The sequence below is a fragment of the Priestia sp. SIMBA_032 genome, assembly GCF_046535215.1.
GTDB classification, from domain to species: Bacteria; Bacillota; Bacilli; order Bacillales; family Bacillaceae_H; genus Priestia; species Priestia aryabhattai.
In genome coordinates this window covers 43,099-60,477 of record NZ_JAWRXD010000020.1, presented here as the reverse complement: position 1 = coordinate 60,477, position 17,379 = coordinate 43,099, and the positions used below count along the sequence as shown (strand labels likewise).

The window sequence follows — 17,379 nt, the reverse complement described above, 5'->3', positions numbered from 1 at the left end:
ATCTTCAAATGTATGTCTTGACATAAAAGCACCCCAATCATTAGAGTTTCTTTGTCTAACAATTGGGGTGCAGTTCAATCCTAACTCGAAGGTAGTTTTTTCTCTTTTTCAGTCTGTGTATGATATACACCCATAGTTAACATAAAACGGATTACAGGAACAAAAGACACCTTACTAAATAATTAGGTGTCTTTATATATTTTTATCAAATTAATTATACCAACCTATGCTATTGAGTGTTATTACCCCTATAAGAACTACTAGTACACCTGTTGTTAAGCTTATAAAGAGTGTGCTCCAACTTTTAGTCTGAAACCAAATAATAAAAGCTAAAAGGGCTATAAAAATCAGTCCTAACAATAGTGCAGCATAAGGGTTTGTTGGAGTAATCCAGTCATACCAACTTAAAAAGTTCATAGGCTTGCTCCTCCTTAGGTATAAACTAATTTCTTCCTATTAGTTCATTTAAAAAATCATCTGTATCTCTTCTCCAACCATTTGATAAGCAGAAGCTTCACCTTGCAAATATCCACTTCTATAATCAGTCTTATCAAGCTCAAATTTTTCTTTAAGCATGTCCGCCATTCTTTGATAATTTACGGATAACCTCTCTGTATGGCTCAACTTATCAACGTCTTCTGATTTAAGAATCAATCCTAGATCAATCATTATTTTCTCATATGCAATAGACATACCTTCAAAAAGACCTTTTTGTAATTCTAGAGGTATTTTTTTTATTTCTTCTTTTGCCTCATCAGGAATTTCATCATAAAATCCACCCTTTATGTATCAATGTTTCTCTCTAGGCTAAATGATAATGGAATGAATAAAAGTCCTATCTTATATACATTTATAAAAAGTTCGAATAAAAATAATCCAGTAAATATTGAAGATACAAATTGAATAAACATTAGCAAAGACTAAAAGAACAAATCAAATTTACCTATTTTGGAATAAATCCTTACGCATTTCTCTTGTTCGAACGCCATCTTCAATCTTTTCTGCAATGTCCATCAACCTTTCAATGTCGGAAAAGGAATACATTCGGGTACCTGAAGAGTTTCGTTTTGGGAAAATAAGCTCTCGCTCTTCATAATAACGAACTTGTCTTACTGATAAACCTGTCATTTCAGTAACGATTTTTATAGTCATAACTTTCTCATCTAAATATGAATGATTTTTAGTCAAGAATATCCTCTCCTATTTCCATTCTTTATCAGTATATATGTTATTAACTTTTGGATTGTATATAGAAATGAAGTTCATTAAATATAGCGCGTTATAAATACTTCTTGATGAAAAGCGTTTTTAGTTCTTGAGAGTGACATTAGGGTAACTAAGTTTAAACAGATCGATTTTCAAAATCAATAATAATAAGAAGAAGATAAAAACTTCTAAATTGATAAAATTTGCGGCGAATCATTTATTATATGTAAAACCAAAGTTAATTTCCTCAGAGAGCGTTTCTCTGTATATTTGAAAAATATTTTAGTCTGATTACTAATGAAATATGTTGATACCATGCAACCTATATTATTTTAGTCATTTTCATTCCGGTAAATAAAAAGACTTGCTTTAGATAGAAAGCAAGTTGAAAGAAGGATAATCACTTTGGTAATTCCATTATAATTCAACGACTGTAGTGAATCATTAAAATATGGTTAAAAATCAATTAAAAGTAAATTAATTCATAAAAAGTATTAATTACCCTTTTATTTGAATTTCGTTAAAGTAATTTTATTAATTTAATGTTTTAAAACGGCATAGACTTATATGTCCGTAAAAGTATACTTTATTGTATATTCCTTGAGCACCAATGCACACATTTTGTTTTAGTTTTTGCTGAGAGAAAGAGTAACTTTAGGGTTGCTCTTTTTTTTGTTAAATGGTATAATTTCCAAAATATAAAGATTCTACATGGTTTTAGTTTTGTAAGATAAAACTTATCGGAGAACCGCCTTACTTTTGTAGGGCGGTTTTTTCGTGCTACTTTTTTGGATGGTATCCGAGGTTTGCATTTACTTTTCCAGTTAGTCCATCGTTTTCAGCAGGAATTTTATTTCCGACAGATTGGGGTACATCTACTGGTTGGATACTTCCACCGTTTGTATCATAACTATTGCTATGATTGTTATTATCATGTGTTTGATTGAAACCGTGCTCTGGCATAAAAACACCTCCTAAACGTATTATTTGATTTGTGTTGAAAAAAATAAGAGGTATTATGAGGGAATTACTAGTACAACTTACTCACGAAAAGACTTTTAATTTTGCGTATGAGTTTGCTAGCAACACGATTTTAGGCAAAAAAAAAGAGCAATCGTGATTATTTCGGCTGCTTTCATTAGAGCTCATATATATTTGATGTATGAAATAAGATATTTTCATCTTATTCTTCGCATATAGGCAATTTTTTGTAGGGGTTAACATATGTATAAAAGCTGCATAATGAAGAAATCTCTCTTAGCTTGAAACCCTTGCCTACCAAGGGCTCTTTTTTGGCTTGTGTTCCGGAAGAGGTATTATGTTAACTACCTTTGTATATCATATACAGCGTAAAAACAGAAAAAACTACCCTGGTGTGTGATAGGGTAGTTTTTTCTGTTTCATGAATGATAATCAATTGTTAGCTGACGTTGCAGAGCGTCTTGGGTAGTTTGCTCTGGGTACGATTTTTTAATTCATATAAAAAACAAATAACCCACGAATAAATGTATTCATGGGTTATCTACTAGTTCGATTTATAAACACGCGAGGACTTTATAAATCATATGTCTGTTTTTAAAGTTCTATCACTTGTTTCTTTCCAAAAAACAACCTACCCCTAAGCCGGTTCGAAAGGTGGCGAAGTAGTTTGTTAGGTGTAATGGAGTAGAAAGTGTAACGAAGGAACGCTACTCACCTTGAGTAGTTTGCTCAAAAAAATTTTTTTATTCCTAATAGGCAAGTTACCTCAGAGAGAATGGAGACTATAGTGTAGGTAGAATGATTTCACTTCTAGATCGGTATCCTTTATAGTCTTCTTGATTTACATAGGTAGAAGGCCCTTAGAATAAACTATTCTAAGGGCCTTTATGATAATAACTATTATATTCATTGGATTAAAAGTTAATATTATGTCCTTTCATGAAGCATTCTAGTAATGAAAGGAGCTGCTTTATGAAAGGGCATAAATTTGAAAAACAATTCTTGCGTATTTTATTTATTCTAAACGTAGGGCTTTTAGTCCCAATATTATTTAGAAAACCTCCAATAAAAGATTTGGTTATTGGTTTATTTATTTAATGCTTTTACTAACAGTATTATAGATCATTTTCTTACTTCACATAATATAGTAACATATCCAGTTCGTTTTTTAAGAAAAACCACGAAAATTCATGTTCTATTTGATCTCCTATTGTATCCGACCTTTACAGTCCTTTACAATCAAATGACGGAAAAAGATAAACCACTTTCTACCTTTTATAAGCTCGTTTCTCTTGTAATCCCCTTATTTTTTATTGAATTTTGGACAGTGAGAAGAACAGATTTAATTAAATGGAAGAAAGGATGGAATTGGTATCATACGTTAGGTAGTATTATACTTAAATCTTTAGTAACTAGATCGCTGATTGAAATTGTACGAAAAATATCAAAACACCAAGTGCAATGATTAATTAATAATTAGTTCAGAAAATAAGAATTTAGCAGTAAAAAAGCTCTTGCATTAAATAACAAGAGCTTTTTTAACATATCTAGTTCCTGTAACACGTTTTATGGTAACTAAAAAAAAGAAAAATAACATTAGATTATTTGTGTCAGACATCCTAACAAAGTTATAGCTTGCTTATATCAGTTTCCGGTAATATAAAGTTAGTTGATTGAAGATTCAGAAATCCTTTTTTGCATAAAGACAGCACCTAATTATTTAGGTGCTGTCTTTATGCAGATTGGACAGACATTTTAATTAAAAGACAAGGTATAAAAGTCGAAAAGAGTCTGCTCTCATTCTTCATATTTGAGTTATAAATTTACTTCTAACTCTCTAAGCAGTTGCTTTACTCCCTCACGGCTTAGAATTATTTTTCCTTTTGCCAAGATTAGATTATCTTCGGAAACTTCACCTGTTAATTTACAGGCTAAATTAGGTGAATATTTTTTCAACACAATGTTCTCATTATCTACAAAAATTTCAACAGGTTCGTTCTTTTTAATATTTAATGTTCTTCTTAGTTCGATGGGTAAGACTACTCTTCCCAGGTTGTCTAGTTTCCTAACGATGCCAGTAGCTTTCAATTTAAAACCTCCATAAAATAGTACTTACATACCCATTAAGTGTACAATATGCTTTTTATTGTTTTCATTAGTAATATATTACATTTCAGTGAGAGAGGATATTTCAATATGATAAGGTTAGAAATAAAGGTTGCATGGAAGAATTATAATTGTTTTTTCTACAAACTATTCAAATATTAAAGTATTAATAATAAAAGTATTTTATCTTTCACTTCAATTTATAGGTCCTTGATCAACTTTTCTTTTTATCTTTTATATAATTGATTAACCTTCTCCTTGATAAATCTATTCTAATCCCCATGATTTAGCGTTCTGTATTTCTACAATCTGAGAACAAGTTGAAATGTTAGATAAAAAGCAGATTTAGCATGTTATAATCAACTTTCTAAAATGAATCTATAGAAAATACTAGCATTGCCAAAAAACTTTATAGAAAAATGTTAATTCATAAAAAAAACTCTCCAATAAAAATATAGAGAGTTTTTAACATGTATTCTTTTATTGTTAACAAGGTGGCTGGATTTCAACTTACTTGCATGTAAATACACAGCATTTAGTTTCTGTGGTTTTACTTAAGAATAAACGCTCTATTTATCCGTATTCTGCTCCAATGTTTTAATTAAATGGTCAATAGATTTAAGTAAATGATTGTTAGCTGTTATTAATGCTTGTTTGGCTTGCAATACCTGTTCCTTAGCTTTTAACTGTCTTTCAGCGTTCATGATTTCAGCTGTGGTTTCTGTACAAATAAGATGGCCAATTTCATCTTGCCATTTAACCGTACATGCAAACAAATCATATAGATCATGACCAATAGCTAACTTTAGATTGACCTTTATGGGAAGAGGTGAAGTAGTCTGTACAAGTAGCTGTCTAGCTAGGAGCCGATCATCTAGATGAACAAGGTCTAAAAAGTCATTGACCAGTGTGAAAAAATTCATGGCTTCATCCGAATGCCCAATGATCGCTCCACTGGAATTTAGTTTTAAATATGGAACCGGAATCAATTTCATTTCATTTGTTTCCATATATATTCTCTCCTAAATCAAGATATGATAGATCATTTGTCTTGGATGGCATAAAAAAAGCCAGTTTATTGAGCTAACTGTAGCTTATTGTTCTTTATTGGATTAAAACTGTTGAGATAGATCTTTTCTTGAACATACTTGAAATAATACCCAAGTTCATCTTGGTAGATTTTACGAGTAAAGAATCTTTCAAGTGTAGTGTTCTTAGCACAGCCAAAGAGGTATTCTCCTGTATCAGAATAAAAGATGTCAATAGCGTAAATAGAAAATTCATAAACATATGGAAAGTTGTACACAGCAAACTTACTAGTAATACCTTGCTCATATCTCTTGATGTGCTCTGTTTTTTTCACAATATTTCAACTCCCTTGACTAAAGATAATAGTACTCTGGGGAGTACTTCATTGTTTTTATATAAAATAAAAAGAAGGACAACAAATAATGAAATCGTCCCTCCAAAGCAGAAAATGAACAAAACATGCTGCATATACAATGTTTTGTCATTAATCGATAGTATACCATGAGAACGATGTCCTAAAACTTTTGATACCCGTATATATAGAAGCTGAAACATCTTGTAGTACTACCGACACATTATTGATAAAAAAAAGCATCATTCCGTCATAAAAACACGGAATGATGCTTTTTTATTAACTATTTTTCAACTTATAACCTTTAAATTTATAACCATAAACGCTTGTCAAATCTACAAAACTCTTATAGGAATACGTTATCGCAACAGGTGTGCCTACTTGAACTTTATCATAAAGCTTTTCAATATCTACATTATGCATTCTCACACATCCTTGACTCACGTACTTTCCAATGCTGCTTTCATTGTTGTTGCCATGAATGCCGTATGTATCGCCATACGTACCGTTTGCATTTAATCCTAACCAACGTTTTCCTAACGGATTGCGAGGATCACCCCCAGGAATATGTCCTGTATAATAAAGACCGTTTTTAATCTTGTTCACGACTTAAAAAAAGCCAACAGGTGTTTTATCCCATTTTTTCCCCGTTGCTACTGAATCAACGATTCCAATATAACCATTGTGAAAATAAGCTAGTTTATTATAATACTTATTGATAATAATTAAATCTTGATTCTCTAGTTTGCTTGCTGCCTCTGTTTTTCTACAAAAGGAGTAATGGTTAAAATACTTTCCAATATAGAACAACTGTTTTTTAATGATTTTAGGTAAACCACCTTTATCGTTTGACAAAGGCTAAATTTGCCATTATCATCAACTCAAACTTATTTACAGGGAGAGGTTAAGATGAAAATTTATGTTGATGCCGATGCTTGTCCGGTAAAAGATATCATTATCTCTGAAGGTACGAATGCTGAAATTCCTGTTATCCTTGTTACTAGCTTTTCTCATTTTTCTAATGTGGAACAACCATCAGGAGTGGAAACCATTTATGTTGATTCTGGAGCAGATGCTGCGGATTATCGTATTATGAGGTTAGCAGAAAAAGGAGATATAATCGTTACGCAAGATTATGGTCTTGCTTCGCTAGGTTTAGCAAAAGGTTGTGCGGTACTTCACCATAATGGGTCTAGTTATACAAATGAAAACATTGACCAATTATTACAAACACGTTATTTGAGTGCAATGGCTCGAAAAAGCGGAAAGCGTACAAAGGGGCCAAAACCATTTACATCAGAAGATAAGGAGAAGTTTAAGGAACTTTTTAAAAGAGCGATTACACGTTAAAAAAGAATCATCTGTTGTTAAGAAAAACCTAGAAAAATAATTGTCCAAATATTAAACTAACCTGCTCCGTTAGCTTAAGTACATTTCTTAACAATCTTCTCTATTTACTTCAACAAAATATACCTAATTCGCTCATTAAGTGTTATTCCACAAAAGGGCCCTTATCAAAAAGAAAGAGGACAATTCCTGTTAACATAATATCTCCTTCCAGAGATAAGAAAGCAAAAGAACCCTTGGAGCGGTAGGCTTCCACCAAGGATTCTTTACCCGGATCGTGCAACTTTTTATGCATCGTTGATATGACTACGTTCTTTGGATAGTTGAAAGAAACGAGAACGTATAAAAAGTACACCTTTTATACATATACTTATACGGAAAAATATAGTATCTCCAACAAAAATGTGCTATTGTTTATTTGCAGTTATTTCTTTCATATTCACCTATGTGTGAACCCTATTAAAAGCAACCTCGCTTGCCAATGCCTAGGTTGCTTTTTATTTTGTTAACGATAATAATGACTTTCACATCGTATAATAGATTTAAATATTTTGTACGTGAAAGTATATTTTTCATTTAAATAGACGTTTTTCGAATCATTTTTTCATTGCCTAAAAAGGTGTACCTTTTTGAACTATTTATATTAGATAGCTTTAACTTTTGCATATTTTTATAAATGTCAGAAAATTCATAGTGACATGTCTGACAAAAGACCTTATAATAGCAATAAGACATATTTTTTTAAGAACACCTAAACCATCAAAAGAAACCGAAAAAGGCTATCTCATCTTTGAGATAGCCTTTTTCGAGAACTTTTCTTTATGAAATTTGTATCTATATGCCCTATATTAATATAAAACAAGGCTGTGATTTGTCGTACAAATATTAAATAAAAAAGTTACCTAAATATTATCATAGAAATGAGGCAGTATTTACTCCGATTCTTCCTGTGATGTATCATCTGTTTTGTTTTCTTCTTGTTGCATCATTTTCTTATTCTTACGAATAAACGAAGGGATTTTGCTAAAATAGTGTCTCTTCACTTCACCATAAAGTATCCAGATTTCTTTTTCCTCAATAAGGTCATACACTTCATCTGAAATTTGATCTCGTTTCCTGGGGTGTAATTTGATATGAGGGTAGTTGATTGTACTAATATAGCGTTGTCTTAATTCGTTCGTTATCCATTCTTTCTGCTTTTGCTTTAATGCTGAAAATTTTTTATTCGTTTGAATTAACCGTCCATTTTGATAAACATGATTTTTCATATGGCTTCACCCCTTTTCTCTATATTCCCATATAAGGTTGCTGGGCTTCCTTTACCTTTTAGGCTTTTTTCTTAAATTGTTCTTTCACATAGATGCAATTTCGTTTATGCTCACTGGAAAAGAAATGATCTTGCTTATAATACACTTTTACTTCACAAGAAGGACATAGAAAGAAACCTCTTTTTATTTTCTCATTACTCACCTCATGAGCATAAAACTCTCCTGTTGCTTCAAACATCCATACATGTTTAGCCTTTTCAATTTTCGCTCGCATAATCATATCCTCCTTCACCATATTTTTCATCTCTTTCTATGATAAGGGCTATATGGAAAGAAGACAAAGAAAAAACAGCATCCCGTGATGAAGGAATGCTGCTTAATCATTAATTATTTTTTAATTTGTAGCCTTTGAACTTGTAACCATATACTTTCGTAAGATCAACAAAGCTCTTATAGGAATACGTAATGGCAACCGGTGTGCCTACTTGTACTTTATCATAAAGCTTTTCGATTTCTGCATTATGCATTCTCACGCAACCTTGACTCACGTATTTTCCAATGCTGCTTTCATTATTATTGCCGTGAATGCCGTACGTATCGCCATACGTACCGTTTGCATTTAATCCTAACCAACGTTTTCCTAATGGGTTGCGAGGATCGCCCCCTGGAATATGTCCTGTATAATAAGGACGGTTTTTAATTTTGTTTACCACTTTAAAAAAGCCAACAGGTGTTTTATCCCACGTTTTTCCCGTTGCTACTGGATCAACAATTTCAATATATCCATTGTGAAAATAGGCAAGCTTGTTGTAGTACTTGTTAATAATAATCAAATCTTCATTCGCTGGCTTACTTGCTGCTTCTGTTTTTCCCTGATTTACTCCACATAATGTGACCATTAGTAATGTAAGAACGGTCATTGATTTCATAAAAATGTTCTTCATAAAAACTCTCCTCTTTTTTATATGTTTATAAGAAACAAAAAAGCACCTTCCAAATGAAAAGATGCTTATCACAACAATTATTTAAGAAATAAAGAGACCAACTTTTCTTTACAACAAATTGACCTCTTTTTATTTTTATTTTCTTTCCCTTAACAAACGGTTATTCTGAGAAATTATAACACTGCTGAAAACAATGGTTGCAACCATACCCAAAATAGAAAAGAATAGCAGCACCACAAAATTATTATTTGAACGCATAGTAAACCTCCGGTTATTTGTGAATTATCAATATTATTTGAAATCCACCTATTTTTATTCTCTATTAGGCACTATTTCAGCTCTATTCGTTACAGAGAAACGCTCTCTAACGAAATTAACTTGTGTTTTGCGTACAACTGCTCATTAGATGCAAATTTCAGCACCTATTTAGAACAAGAAAAAACAGACCTTACTACACTGAAGGTCTGCTCTTACTTACTTCCTTATTAATTTTCTCTGTATGACGACAAGAAGGGAAAGAGGAACAGCAAAAAAAAAGAGTACCATTCCCATCTCGTACGACTAGATCTTGCCCACACATTGGACATTTACGAGGTTCTGGTGTGATATTTTCAAAGATTTCCCGTGCCTTAAAAACGGGATTTACTTCATTAATAAACTTTTGAAGATCCGCCCGATCCAATAAAGTCACATCACATGCAGCTGCAAGCTCTTTCGCCTGTTTCGTAAAATAACTATTGGTCACAACCCACGCTTGATTCGCTTTATAATACGCTTTTGCCCCATAAACTTCTTGTACAGCCGAAAGACTCACCCGATTTTTAACTCCATACCTTTTGGCTTGAATGACAATCTTATCTTTGCCTTTCATCACCAAGTCAGCTCCAAAATCACCAGACTTTTGCGTGACTTGAGGTTTATAACCTAATTGCTGAAAAAGTGCTTTCAGATAGATTTCGAACTGATAACCATCCATTTTATCAATATAGGGCATGCCTGATTGGGCTAGCTCTTTCATATACTTCCGTTCACGAAAGACACGGTAAGCAAATTGAGAAAGCTTAAATAAAATGATGACAAGAAAAAGATAAAATACACTTTGAAACACGTTATCCATTCATTGAAAGCTCCTGTTCAGTTTGTTTATTCGGGAGACGTGATGCCACAGGTTGAATGCTTTTTCCATTCTTCTTTAATTCTTCGTTCCAGTCTTTCGCTCCCTTTGGAATATCTGCTCTTATTAAATCAGCATTAACGATTTGGTTCATTTTGTCAATAAATTCTTTTCCTCCTTGGTCATTATCGACAGCTAACACCATTTCTTTAATACCTAAGCCTTCTTTTCGAGCTTCGATATAAGACTGTGCAACGGTTTTAGGCTTTAATCCATTCATACTAATGAGTCGTGTGTTTTGTAGGCTATTCTCCTGAATACTCCAATAAGAAAGCAAATCAATTGGACTTTCAAAAAAATGAATCTTATTTGGGCGACCAACATCAATTGAAAAGCCTGTATGTCGGTTATCGTTCGGTAAGACTTGTTTAAAGGAACCACGCTTATTACTTATAGAAGCTGTGCCTTGCCGATCCGCCCCAATTACCTTTCCTTTACCTCCATGTTCACGCCATTTAAACACGACATTGTTTCGTTTGTCCTGGGCGATTAAATCTTTTTGAAGAAGCCAGTCAACTAACCGAGAATCTATTTTACGTTCTTTTATGAGATAACCTTTTATTTTGTTTTGATCCTTTACTTCTAACTCTTTTGGATAGCGAAAAGGCTCTTTTGATGGTGAAACCGACGGTTGTTCATGCGACTGAGAAAGCTCTTTATAATTGCCTTTGTTGATATCTAATACGGCTTGTGGAAATGACATTCCATAATACATTCGAGCGAAACTAATCGCTCCATATCCTGTTTCATTCCGGCTGTTCCAAGCGTACATATTTCCTTTGATGAGTAAGCTATCATGTTCCGTATGACGATAATACTTTCCTTCTTTTACAAAGGTTTCGCCTTTGGCTTCTAGATACGACAACAAATCAACATCCCGTGCTTTCATGATTTCCCCCTCATTGACGTGTTTTCGTTCCCCCACCTAATCCCTCCTTCTCTTTCACCCTATGAAAAAAGAGGGCTTTTCAGCCCTCTCATTTCTTTTCACCTTTTGCTTGTTTTATCGTTCCATTTCTTGTGTCTGGTCCTATTTCTTTGAAAGAAATGCTCCACTGTTCCGTGCAAAAAACTTGGTAAATCCATTTTGCGATTTCTCTTCTTTTTTCTGCTTATCGTGATCCTTTTTCTCTGTGTCCAACGCCTTTTCAAGCTTCGTTAACTTCTCACGTTGAGAATCAGTCAAATTCAGCTCTTTTAATTCCTGCAGCACTTCTTTTTTTAATTTGTACACCTTATCAAAGGAATGCTTTTGTTCAAACTCCTTCATTTTGGCCAAACGCTGCTCTTTCTCTTGAGGTGTTTCTTGCTTCAGCTGCTTTTCGACAGGGGCTTTTTCTGCTTCGGCTTCTTTTTTCGCTTCTTTAGAAGAATCTTTTTCATCTGATATGCCTAATTGGGCTAATAAGTTTTGTTTAAATAGCTGCTTATACTGTGTTTCTTCACTAGGCTGCTGCATAACTTCTAGTACTTCTTGTTTGTAATCTTCTTGATATCGATCCTTTTCTTGTGTCTGTTTACGTGCTTGAAACTGATGAGAAAGCTCATTCTCTATACCTTTCAATTGGTCAGAGGTGAACTGCTTTTCCTTTAAGGCACTTGATTTCAACATGACATAATCGTTTTCTGCATTCACACGGGCTAACATGCTATCAATATCTTGAGGTTTCTCTTTGTCATGAGCCTGTAAAAACGTAATATAGCTCGTTTTGAGCTGCGTTTCTCGATCTTTCTCTAAAACAGGGTTCACATCATGACTCTTTAAAAAATCAAGTGTTGTTTCACTTTTGTAGGCTTGTTTTTGTCCTTTTTCATCCGTAGAAACAAGTAAAACCTGCGGTTTTTCTTCCCCTAGAGCTGATTGTGTTAAGTAAACAGCACCAGAAGGGATGTCTTGCAGCTGTTTCTCACTGATGTTCGCCCAATCTGCCTCGATTTTTTCATTTTGTGGGTGCTTCATAAACTTCTTTAATTCACGTTTATCTGCAATAAGCATGTTAAATTGGTCATTTGAAAGAGATGTCACTTTTTTCATCATTTTTCCCCCAGGTAATTAATATTTAGATAATAAATAAAGTAAAAGTTGCATAAAAAAAGCAGAGGAATGAACAACCTCTGCTTTTTTTCATTTAATTTTATTAAGTTCCATCTAGATGTTGGATAAATCTTGTTAATTTCTAAAGAGGAACCTTTAACTAACTCTCTTATTCCTTACTTGAAGCAACTGATCCAACTTCCTTGTCAGGTAGACCAATTATGTCTGTATGTTTAGGTATATGACCCAATAAACGTAACATGGCTACAATTTGCCCCTTATGGTGAAATTCATGTGTCATTGTATGCATGAGTAATTGTCGCGGAGTCTTTCTTATACTATTAACCTCTGGTCTCCAGGCAAGTTCTCCTTCAATAATGTCATCGAAATTATCACTAAATTGTTCGAATACGGTATCCACATATGCATCTGCTTGTTCAAAATAAAGTTGAATATCACTTATTTGCATATTATTAATTACTTCTTTTGGTAAAAGAGGCGATTTCGTTCGTAGGAGAACAAAAGACCCCAGCCAAGCATGATAGCAACCTGCAATATGAATCAAAGAATCTCTTACACTCTGAGAACCAAATCCTAGTTCTTTTGTAAAATCATCTTCATTCAACTCTTTACATTGCGCTAATAAGATTTGACGTGTTTGTTTTACCCATTCGTACTCTTGTTTTTCCATATTCTCCACTCCTTTATTTGAATATTCCCACTTATATTATTAGATTCATTGTACAGCAAATAAGAAAAGCCAGCATTAATAAAATTTGATGTAGGACTCCCTCCATTTAATGGGTAATCGACCAATAAAAAAGAGAGCTTTATGCTCTCTCACCATTCTAACTTTCGACTTCTTTTCTTTTAGATTAGTAAATAATTGAATAAAGGTTTAGTTATTTTGAACGAAATTTATTTCTACCAAAGTTTAAATCCACACATCATTTTCTGCTGTTTGCTGAGTTGTCTTATCACCCGTATTAACAACACCCTTAGGTTCTACAAGCATAATTTTACACTCTGATTCTGCGTAAGGCTTATGTTCAACGTTTCGCGGAATGACAAACATTTCACCTTGATTTAATTTCACTTCACCATCGCGAAATTCAATTATTAAATGACCTTCAATCACCATAAAGACCTCATCTGTATCTTCATGCTTATGCCAAACAAAGTCCCCCTGTACCTTAACTAGTTTAAACTGATAATCATTCATTTCAGCAATAACTTTTGGAGACCATAACTCTGTGAATTTAGCTAATTTTTCTTGTAAATTAATCGGAGTATATTCCATTCTTTTCTCTTCTCCTTTTTTATCAATCTATTAAATACATAACTAACAGAAAACCATCGTTTGGGTTAATGATAACCAAAAGGAGTAAATTTTTACAAATGTTTTATAAATCTTGTATCTTTTGTAGATATTGAACCCTTACTTCAAAACTTTATTTTCTTGATAAGAGATCTCCTTTAGTTCTTTTAGTTCTTGTTCATACCAAGGTTCTTCTAAATCCACAAAAAGCTTCTGTGTTTTAATATTCATGGGCACTAACATATTTTCTTGATGTACAACATATTGATGAAACTCTTTTGCTTCTTCTGGACTTAAATTCACCTCTACCTCTTTGTCTTGATACTGTACAATGGCATGATCCTCTCCTACAGCTTTAATCGAAGCTAACACTAAATCTTTGTTAAAAAACATGAATAATTCCTCCTTTAATTTTTAAAATCTATATTTATATAAAACCATCATTAAGATGGTTGTTTCCCTTTGGACTCTTCCCAATCAATCCGTTTTTGACGTTGATTTGCAATACGCTTCTCAACAGCTTCCTTTGCAACCTTTGTGCTATCTAACTCTTGTAAATCGGTTGTCATTAACCCATCAAAACCATGATGGAAGAATAGACCGTTCATATATTCAATTAAAATTTGTGTATTTTTATCAGCACTATTTGCCCCAAGACGAATCTTCGTTAATTCATCTTTTAAAACCTGATGTAAGTTATTGCTGACCACTTCCGAAATATATTGTAATGACCATTCCTTTTCCTTGGTTTCTTGATACTTTTGGCAAATATCCATAATCGCTTCCCCTGGAAAACGAAAGTGATGTTCTTCCATATAAGCTTGAATATATTCATCCGTTTTAGTGTCTAATGAAATGGTACGTCGGTGTTTCTCCATCATTCATAACCCCTTTCAGCTTCTCGATTATGTTCAATATCTTTTTGCAATTGCTCATAATGTTTTTGGTTCTTCCAACTGTCATATTCTGATTTAAACGCTCGTTCCATCTTTTTTAATGCAAAATGCATGGAGACATGTTGATTAAAACTTGCAGGACGTTTCGATTGTTTCCTGCTTTCTACCATTCTTTTAACCTGTTGCTGTTGCTTATCATAATCTTTCATTTCTTTTAAGAAGGCATTTCCCATTCGCTTATAAAGATCATCTATTTTTGTTTGCTTATAATCCTTGTATCGCTTCTCATCTCCTTTTCCTTCTCCATACGCTTTCTTTAATTCCTCCACTTCTTTATCTAATTTTCCAAGTAATTGCTGATAATCGTTGCGATGATACTTTTCAATATATTTTTGACTCAGCACATCAATAAATGGCTTCATTGGTTTTAATGTTCGGTAGCTATATTGCCATTGCCTTTTATCTTCTGGAAGATGATTATAGATTTGGATAAATAATGGTTGAATGTGACGGTTCCTCCACCTTAATGAAGAATCCTGTTTCTTTTTCCCGACCATATCATTTCGGATTAACTCATTTATTTTCTGATGCTGCTCACTCCGATTTAAAATTTGATTCACGACTGTTGACTTCATCGCATCCAATGTTTTAGGCTTTCTTTTGCCTCGCTCACGAGTAGGTTGTGGTTCCACTGTTGCAATATGAATATGAATGTTCCCTGTATTATAGTGTATAGCAGCCGACCAAATAGCCGACTCATTTAACCTTTCCCTTTTAAGCATTTCTTTCATGGACTCACGGGTAATCTCCATTAATTTTTTCTCATCTACTGTATGAGTATGAGCATCATATAAACCATTTTCTTGGAGCCAAGGATTATGAAATGTGATGACATCTTGCCACATAATACTGTTATTTTTTTGAGCTGTTTCAAACAACTTTTTTAATTGTTTTTTCTCAACATCATTCAAGTGATTGGATTGTTGAGTAAATAAAGAAGACGTTTTATCAGGGTTATCCATATAATCTTGATAAAGGGTAAACAGTTTCTCATGTACTTCTTGTTCTTTTGTCGCCTCATCACGATCAACATAATCTTGAAAAGCCTTTTTATCAGATGTAACAAATTTTGTTTTCAACACTACGCCTGGAATAACAGTAGGCGCACTCATTCCTCATCTTCTCCCATCATATCTCGAATAAATCCATTGATTGTTTCAATTGCTACTGCACACCTTTCCATCATCTTTATATTTCGATTAATGAGTTGTTCTAACTCTGCTTCACGATCTTTTTGTTCTTGAAAAACGGCTAGTGTTTCAATCTGACCTTTTAAGAATTCTTGCCTAGAAATCTTTTTTTCTTTTGCGATTTTATCAATTTTTTTAAGTGCAACTAGATCAACATATCGAATTTTAATTTCCATTTTATCTAACCTCTCTTTTGTAGTAGTACTCTCCCCCCTAAAAAGAGAGAAGAGCATAAGGGGTTTTTGCTATCACAGGGTGTGATGGGCTAGGCAGAGCCTAGCAAAACCGTGATATCAAAGAAAGTCGCTTAATGTCCCCTTTACGTCCCCTTTTTTGGGTGTACGTCCCTTTTACGTCCCCTTTTAAAATCCCGATGTCCCCTTTATGTCCCCCTGTTTTGGAGCCATGTCCCCTTTGCGTCCCCCTGTGTTTTTTCACTTCATGGCTAAATCTTGTTGCTTTTCATTCAATTTTTGGAGCTTTTCTTGTAAACTTTTTTGTTCATCTTTATAGAGCTGAATGCTTGCATCACTCGACTGAATCGCATCTTTTTTCATCGCAATCTTTGATTCTGTATCAGCTTTTTCCTCCTTCACTTGGTACTTCATATCACGTTGTAACTCGTTCACTTCTTGTTGGGTTTGACGCTTATGTTTGGCTTCTACTGTGATTGCTTTTTCATAGTTTTTCATTTTCTTTTTAACAAATTGTTTTTCTAACTCATTGACCAAAAGCGCATATTCTTGTTTGTTTTTTGTTCCTTTTTCTTCTTCACTTTTCGTTTTTCGTTGGTCAGAATAGAGCGTTGTAATTAACGCATGAGCGTCTACTTCCTCTGTTGAATCTGTGCCACAAAATAGGGATTGCATTCTTTTTTTTGCTTAATCTCTTGGGATGTTTTCTCTTCTTTACGGAAAGGTAAAGTCATCATCGATTTATCATCCTTTCTTATTGTTTATTGCCAAGCTTGGCGTTTTGATTGTAAAGTTTGTAAAGAAGATTAATTTGTTTTCATCCGAAACAGGTAACAGAGGGACAGCCAGTTGAATATCTCGCATAAATTGGTCTTTTCGCTCTTTTACAGCGAGTTCAGTCGGTCCACATAGGAAAAGAAAGTATTCTCGATTGGTTCGCCCCCATTCTAAATATTGAAGTTCTTTTAATTTTTTTCGTAAGAATCGAAGCGATAACGCATTGTTGGGTTCTCGAATCTTCTTCTCAGGATACTGTTGTTGCTTTTGAGTTGAAACGGGTAAGTTTAACGAGATAATTTTAAACGGATCTTTGTCGTCCTGATATGTTTTGGCCAATGTATAAATGTTGCGCCCTGCCTCTTGGTCATGCATGGCATTGATATCTGTACTTTGAAGCTGCCAGATTCCAAAAAAGCCTCCATCATCTTTTAGCTGAAATAACCCACTATCTTTTTGATCTATAACGGGAATAATATCAGCCACACTTTTCTTTACCTCC

25 protein-coding genes and 1 pseudogene are annotated in these 17,379 nt (G+C 33.6%); 3 read left to right on the top strand and 23 right to left on the bottom strand.

Going from position 1 to position 17,379, the window contains the following annotated elements; all coding sequences use genetic code 11:
• Nucleotides 1-210: 210 nt before the first annotated feature.
• The 4 genes and pseudogenes from SB717_RS28330 to SB717_RS28315 form a co-directional block, all read right to left on the bottom strand.
• Nucleotides 211-417, bottom strand: coding sequence for a hypothetical protein (locus SB717_RS28330; RefSeq protein WP_410905962.1), 207 nt, complete (start codon nt 415-417; stop codon nt 211-213).
• 48 nt (nt 418-465) lie between these two features.
• Entirely contained in the window at nt 466-669 is a 204-nt protein-coding gene (locus tag SB717_RS28325) for a hypothetical protein (RefSeq protein ID WP_410905960.1), read from the bottom strand.
• Nucleotides 670-954: 285 nt separating this feature from the next.
• Nucleotides 955-1,152, bottom strand: a pseudogene (locus SB717_RS28320) (MerR family transcriptional regulator); the annotation flags it as partial.
• A gap of 834 nt (nt 1,153-1,986) precedes the next feature.
• A complete protein-coding gene (locus tag SB717_RS28315; protein WP_055991944.1) occupies nt 1,987-2,169 on the bottom strand; it encodes a hypothetical protein in 183 nt (60 codons plus the stop codon).
• A gap of 990 nt (nt 2,170-3,159) precedes the next feature.
• Between SB717_RS28315 and SB717_RS28310 the strand changes: the two genes are divergently transcribed.
• Both SB717_RS28310 and SB717_RS28305 read left to right on the top strand, forming a co-directional pair.
• Nucleotides 3,160-3,285 (top strand): hypothetical protein, encoded by a 126-nt coding sequence (locus SB717_RS28310; RefSeq protein ID WP_410905958.1) that lies wholly within the window; start codon nt 3,160-3,162, stop codon nt 3,283-3,285.
• The gene (locus tag SB717_RS28305; RefSeq protein ID WP_410905956.1) at nt 3,269-3,652 is read left to right on the top strand and encodes a CBO0543 family protein; all 384 of its coding nucleotides are present in this window, start codon (nt 3,269-3,271) and stop codon (nt 3,650-3,652) included. The genes SB717_RS28310 and SB717_RS28305 overlap by 17 nt, the downstream gene beginning before the upstream one ends.
• Before the next feature lie 350 nt (nt 3,653-4,002).
• On the opposite strand, the gene SB717_RS28300 is transcribed toward SB717_RS28305, so the two are convergent.
• From SB717_RS28300 to SB717_RS28280, 5 genes are all read right to left on the bottom strand, one after another.
• Nucleotides 4,003-4,275, bottom strand: a complete 273-nt coding sequence (locus tag SB717_RS28300) for an AbrB/MazE/SpoVT family DNA-binding domain-containing protein (protein ID WP_074682805.1) — start codon at nt 4,273-4,275, stop codon at nt 4,003-4,005.
• A gap of 587 nt (nt 4,276-4,862) precedes the next feature.
• On the bottom strand, nt 4,863-5,303 hold the full coding sequence (locus tag SB717_RS28295) for a hypothetical protein (RefSeq protein ID WP_410905954.1): 441 nt from the start codon (nt 5,301-5,303) through the stop codon (nt 4,863-4,865).
• A 65-nt stretch (nt 5,304-5,368) separates the two neighbouring features.
• A complete protein-coding gene (locus SB717_RS28290; protein WP_074682807.1) occupies nt 5,369-5,656 on the bottom strand; it encodes a hypothetical protein in 288 nt (95 codons plus the stop codon).
• 297 nt (nt 5,657-5,953) lie between these two features.
• Entirely contained in the window at nt 5,954-6,280 is a 327-nt protein-coding gene (locus SB717_RS28285) for a L,D-transpeptidase (protein ID WP_410905952.1), read from the bottom strand.
• A gap of 3 nt (nt 6,281-6,283) precedes the next feature.
• Complete coding sequence (locus SB717_RS28280) at nt 6,284-6,529, bottom strand: L,D-transpeptidase (RefSeq protein WP_312036205.1); 246 nt, start codon at nt 6,527-6,529, stop codon at nt 6,284-6,286.
• 54 nt (nt 6,530-6,583) lie between these two features.
• Between SB717_RS28280 and SB717_RS28275 the strand changes: the two genes are divergently transcribed.
• Entirely contained in the window at nt 6,584-7,024 is a 441-nt protein-coding gene (locus SB717_RS28275) for a YaiI/YqxD family protein (RefSeq protein ID WP_074682808.1), read from the top strand.
• A gap of 929 nt (nt 7,025-7,953) precedes the next feature.
• Here SB717_RS28275 and SB717_RS28270 read toward each other — a convergent pair.
• The 14 genes from SB717_RS28270 to SB717_RS28205 form a co-directional block, all read right to left on the bottom strand.
• The gene (locus SB717_RS28270) at nt 7,954-8,289 is read right to left on the bottom strand and encodes a hypothetical protein (protein WP_074682809.1); all 336 of its coding nucleotides are present in this window, start codon (nt 8,287-8,289) and stop codon (nt 7,954-7,956) included.
• Nucleotides 8,290-8,347: 58 nt separating this feature from the next.
• Nucleotides 8,348-8,563 carry a hypothetical protein gene (locus SB717_RS28265; protein WP_144647306.1) on the bottom strand — a complete coding sequence of 72 codons (216 nt, stop codon included), beginning with the start codon at nt 8,561-8,563 and terminating at the stop codon, nt 8,348-8,350.
• Nucleotides 8,564-8,672: 109 nt separating this feature from the next.
• Nucleotides 8,673-9,233 (bottom strand): L,D-transpeptidase, encoded by a 561-nt coding sequence (locus SB717_RS28260; RefSeq protein ID WP_410905950.1) that lies wholly within the window; start codon nt 9,231-9,233, stop codon nt 8,673-8,675.
• A 451-nt stretch (nt 9,234-9,684) separates the two neighbouring features.
• On the bottom strand, nt 9,685-10,350 hold the full coding sequence (locus tag SB717_RS28255; protein WP_410905948.1) for a restriction endonuclease: 666 nt from the start codon (nt 10,348-10,350) through the stop codon (nt 9,685-9,687).
• Nucleotides 10,343-11,296 carry a toprim domain-containing protein gene (locus SB717_RS28250; protein WP_410905970.1) on the bottom strand — a complete coding sequence of 318 codons (954 nt, stop codon included), beginning with the start codon at nt 11,294-11,296 and terminating at the stop codon, nt 10,343-10,345. Before SB717_RS28250 ends, SB717_RS28255 begins: the two co-directional genes overlap by 8 nt.
• A gap of 141 nt (nt 11,297-11,437) precedes the next feature.
• Nucleotides 11,438-12,442 (bottom strand): guided entry of tail-anchored proteins factor 1, encoded by a 1,005-nt coding sequence (locus SB717_RS28245; RefSeq protein ID WP_074682812.1) that lies wholly within the window; start codon nt 12,440-12,442, stop codon nt 11,438-11,440.
• Nucleotides 12,443-12,611: 169 nt separating this feature from the next.
• Nucleotides 12,612-13,133, bottom strand: a complete 522-nt coding sequence (locus tag SB717_RS28240; protein WP_410905946.1) for a DinB family protein — start codon at nt 13,131-13,133, stop codon at nt 12,612-12,614.
• Between the two features lie 243 nt (nt 13,134-13,376).
• Nucleotides 13,377-13,742, bottom strand: coding sequence for a cupin domain-containing protein (locus SB717_RS28235; protein WP_216885176.1), 366 nt, complete (start codon nt 13,740-13,742; stop codon nt 13,377-13,379).
• A gap of 138 nt (nt 13,743-13,880) precedes the next feature.
• The gene (locus tag SB717_RS28230; protein WP_074682815.1) at nt 13,881-14,153 is read right to left on the bottom strand and encodes a hypothetical protein; all 273 of its coding nucleotides are present in this window, start codon (nt 14,151-14,153) and stop codon (nt 13,881-13,883) included.
• A gap of 50 nt (nt 14,154-14,203) precedes the next feature.
• Nucleotides 14,204-14,638, bottom strand: a complete 435-nt coding sequence (locus SB717_RS28225) for a hypothetical protein (RefSeq protein WP_074682816.1) — start codon at nt 14,636-14,638, stop codon at nt 14,204-14,206.
• Nucleotides 14,638-15,828 (bottom strand): MobP2 family relaxase, encoded by a 1,191-nt coding sequence (mobP2, locus tag SB717_RS28220; RefSeq protein WP_410905944.1) that lies wholly within the window; start codon nt 15,826-15,828, stop codon nt 14,638-14,640. The genes SB717_RS28225 and mobP2 overlap by 1 nt, the downstream gene beginning before the upstream one ends.
• Nucleotides 15,825-16,082, bottom strand: coding sequence for a hypothetical protein (locus SB717_RS28215; RefSeq protein ID WP_410905942.1), 258 nt, complete (start codon nt 16,080-16,082; stop codon nt 15,825-15,827). Before SB717_RS28215 ends, mobP2 begins: the two co-directional genes overlap by 4 nt.
• 258 nt (nt 16,083-16,340) lie before the next feature.
• The gene (locus tag SB717_RS28210; RefSeq protein WP_074682819.1) at nt 16,341-16,775 is read right to left on the bottom strand and encodes a hypothetical protein; all 435 of its coding nucleotides are present in this window, start codon (nt 16,773-16,775) and stop codon (nt 16,341-16,343) included.
• A gap of 69 nt (nt 16,776-16,844) precedes the next feature.
• Nucleotides 16,845-17,363, bottom strand: coding sequence for a hypothetical protein (locus SB717_RS28205; protein WP_312036208.1), 519 nt, complete (start codon nt 17,361-17,363; stop codon nt 16,845-16,847).
• Nucleotides 17,364-17,379: the final 16 nt, after the last annotated feature.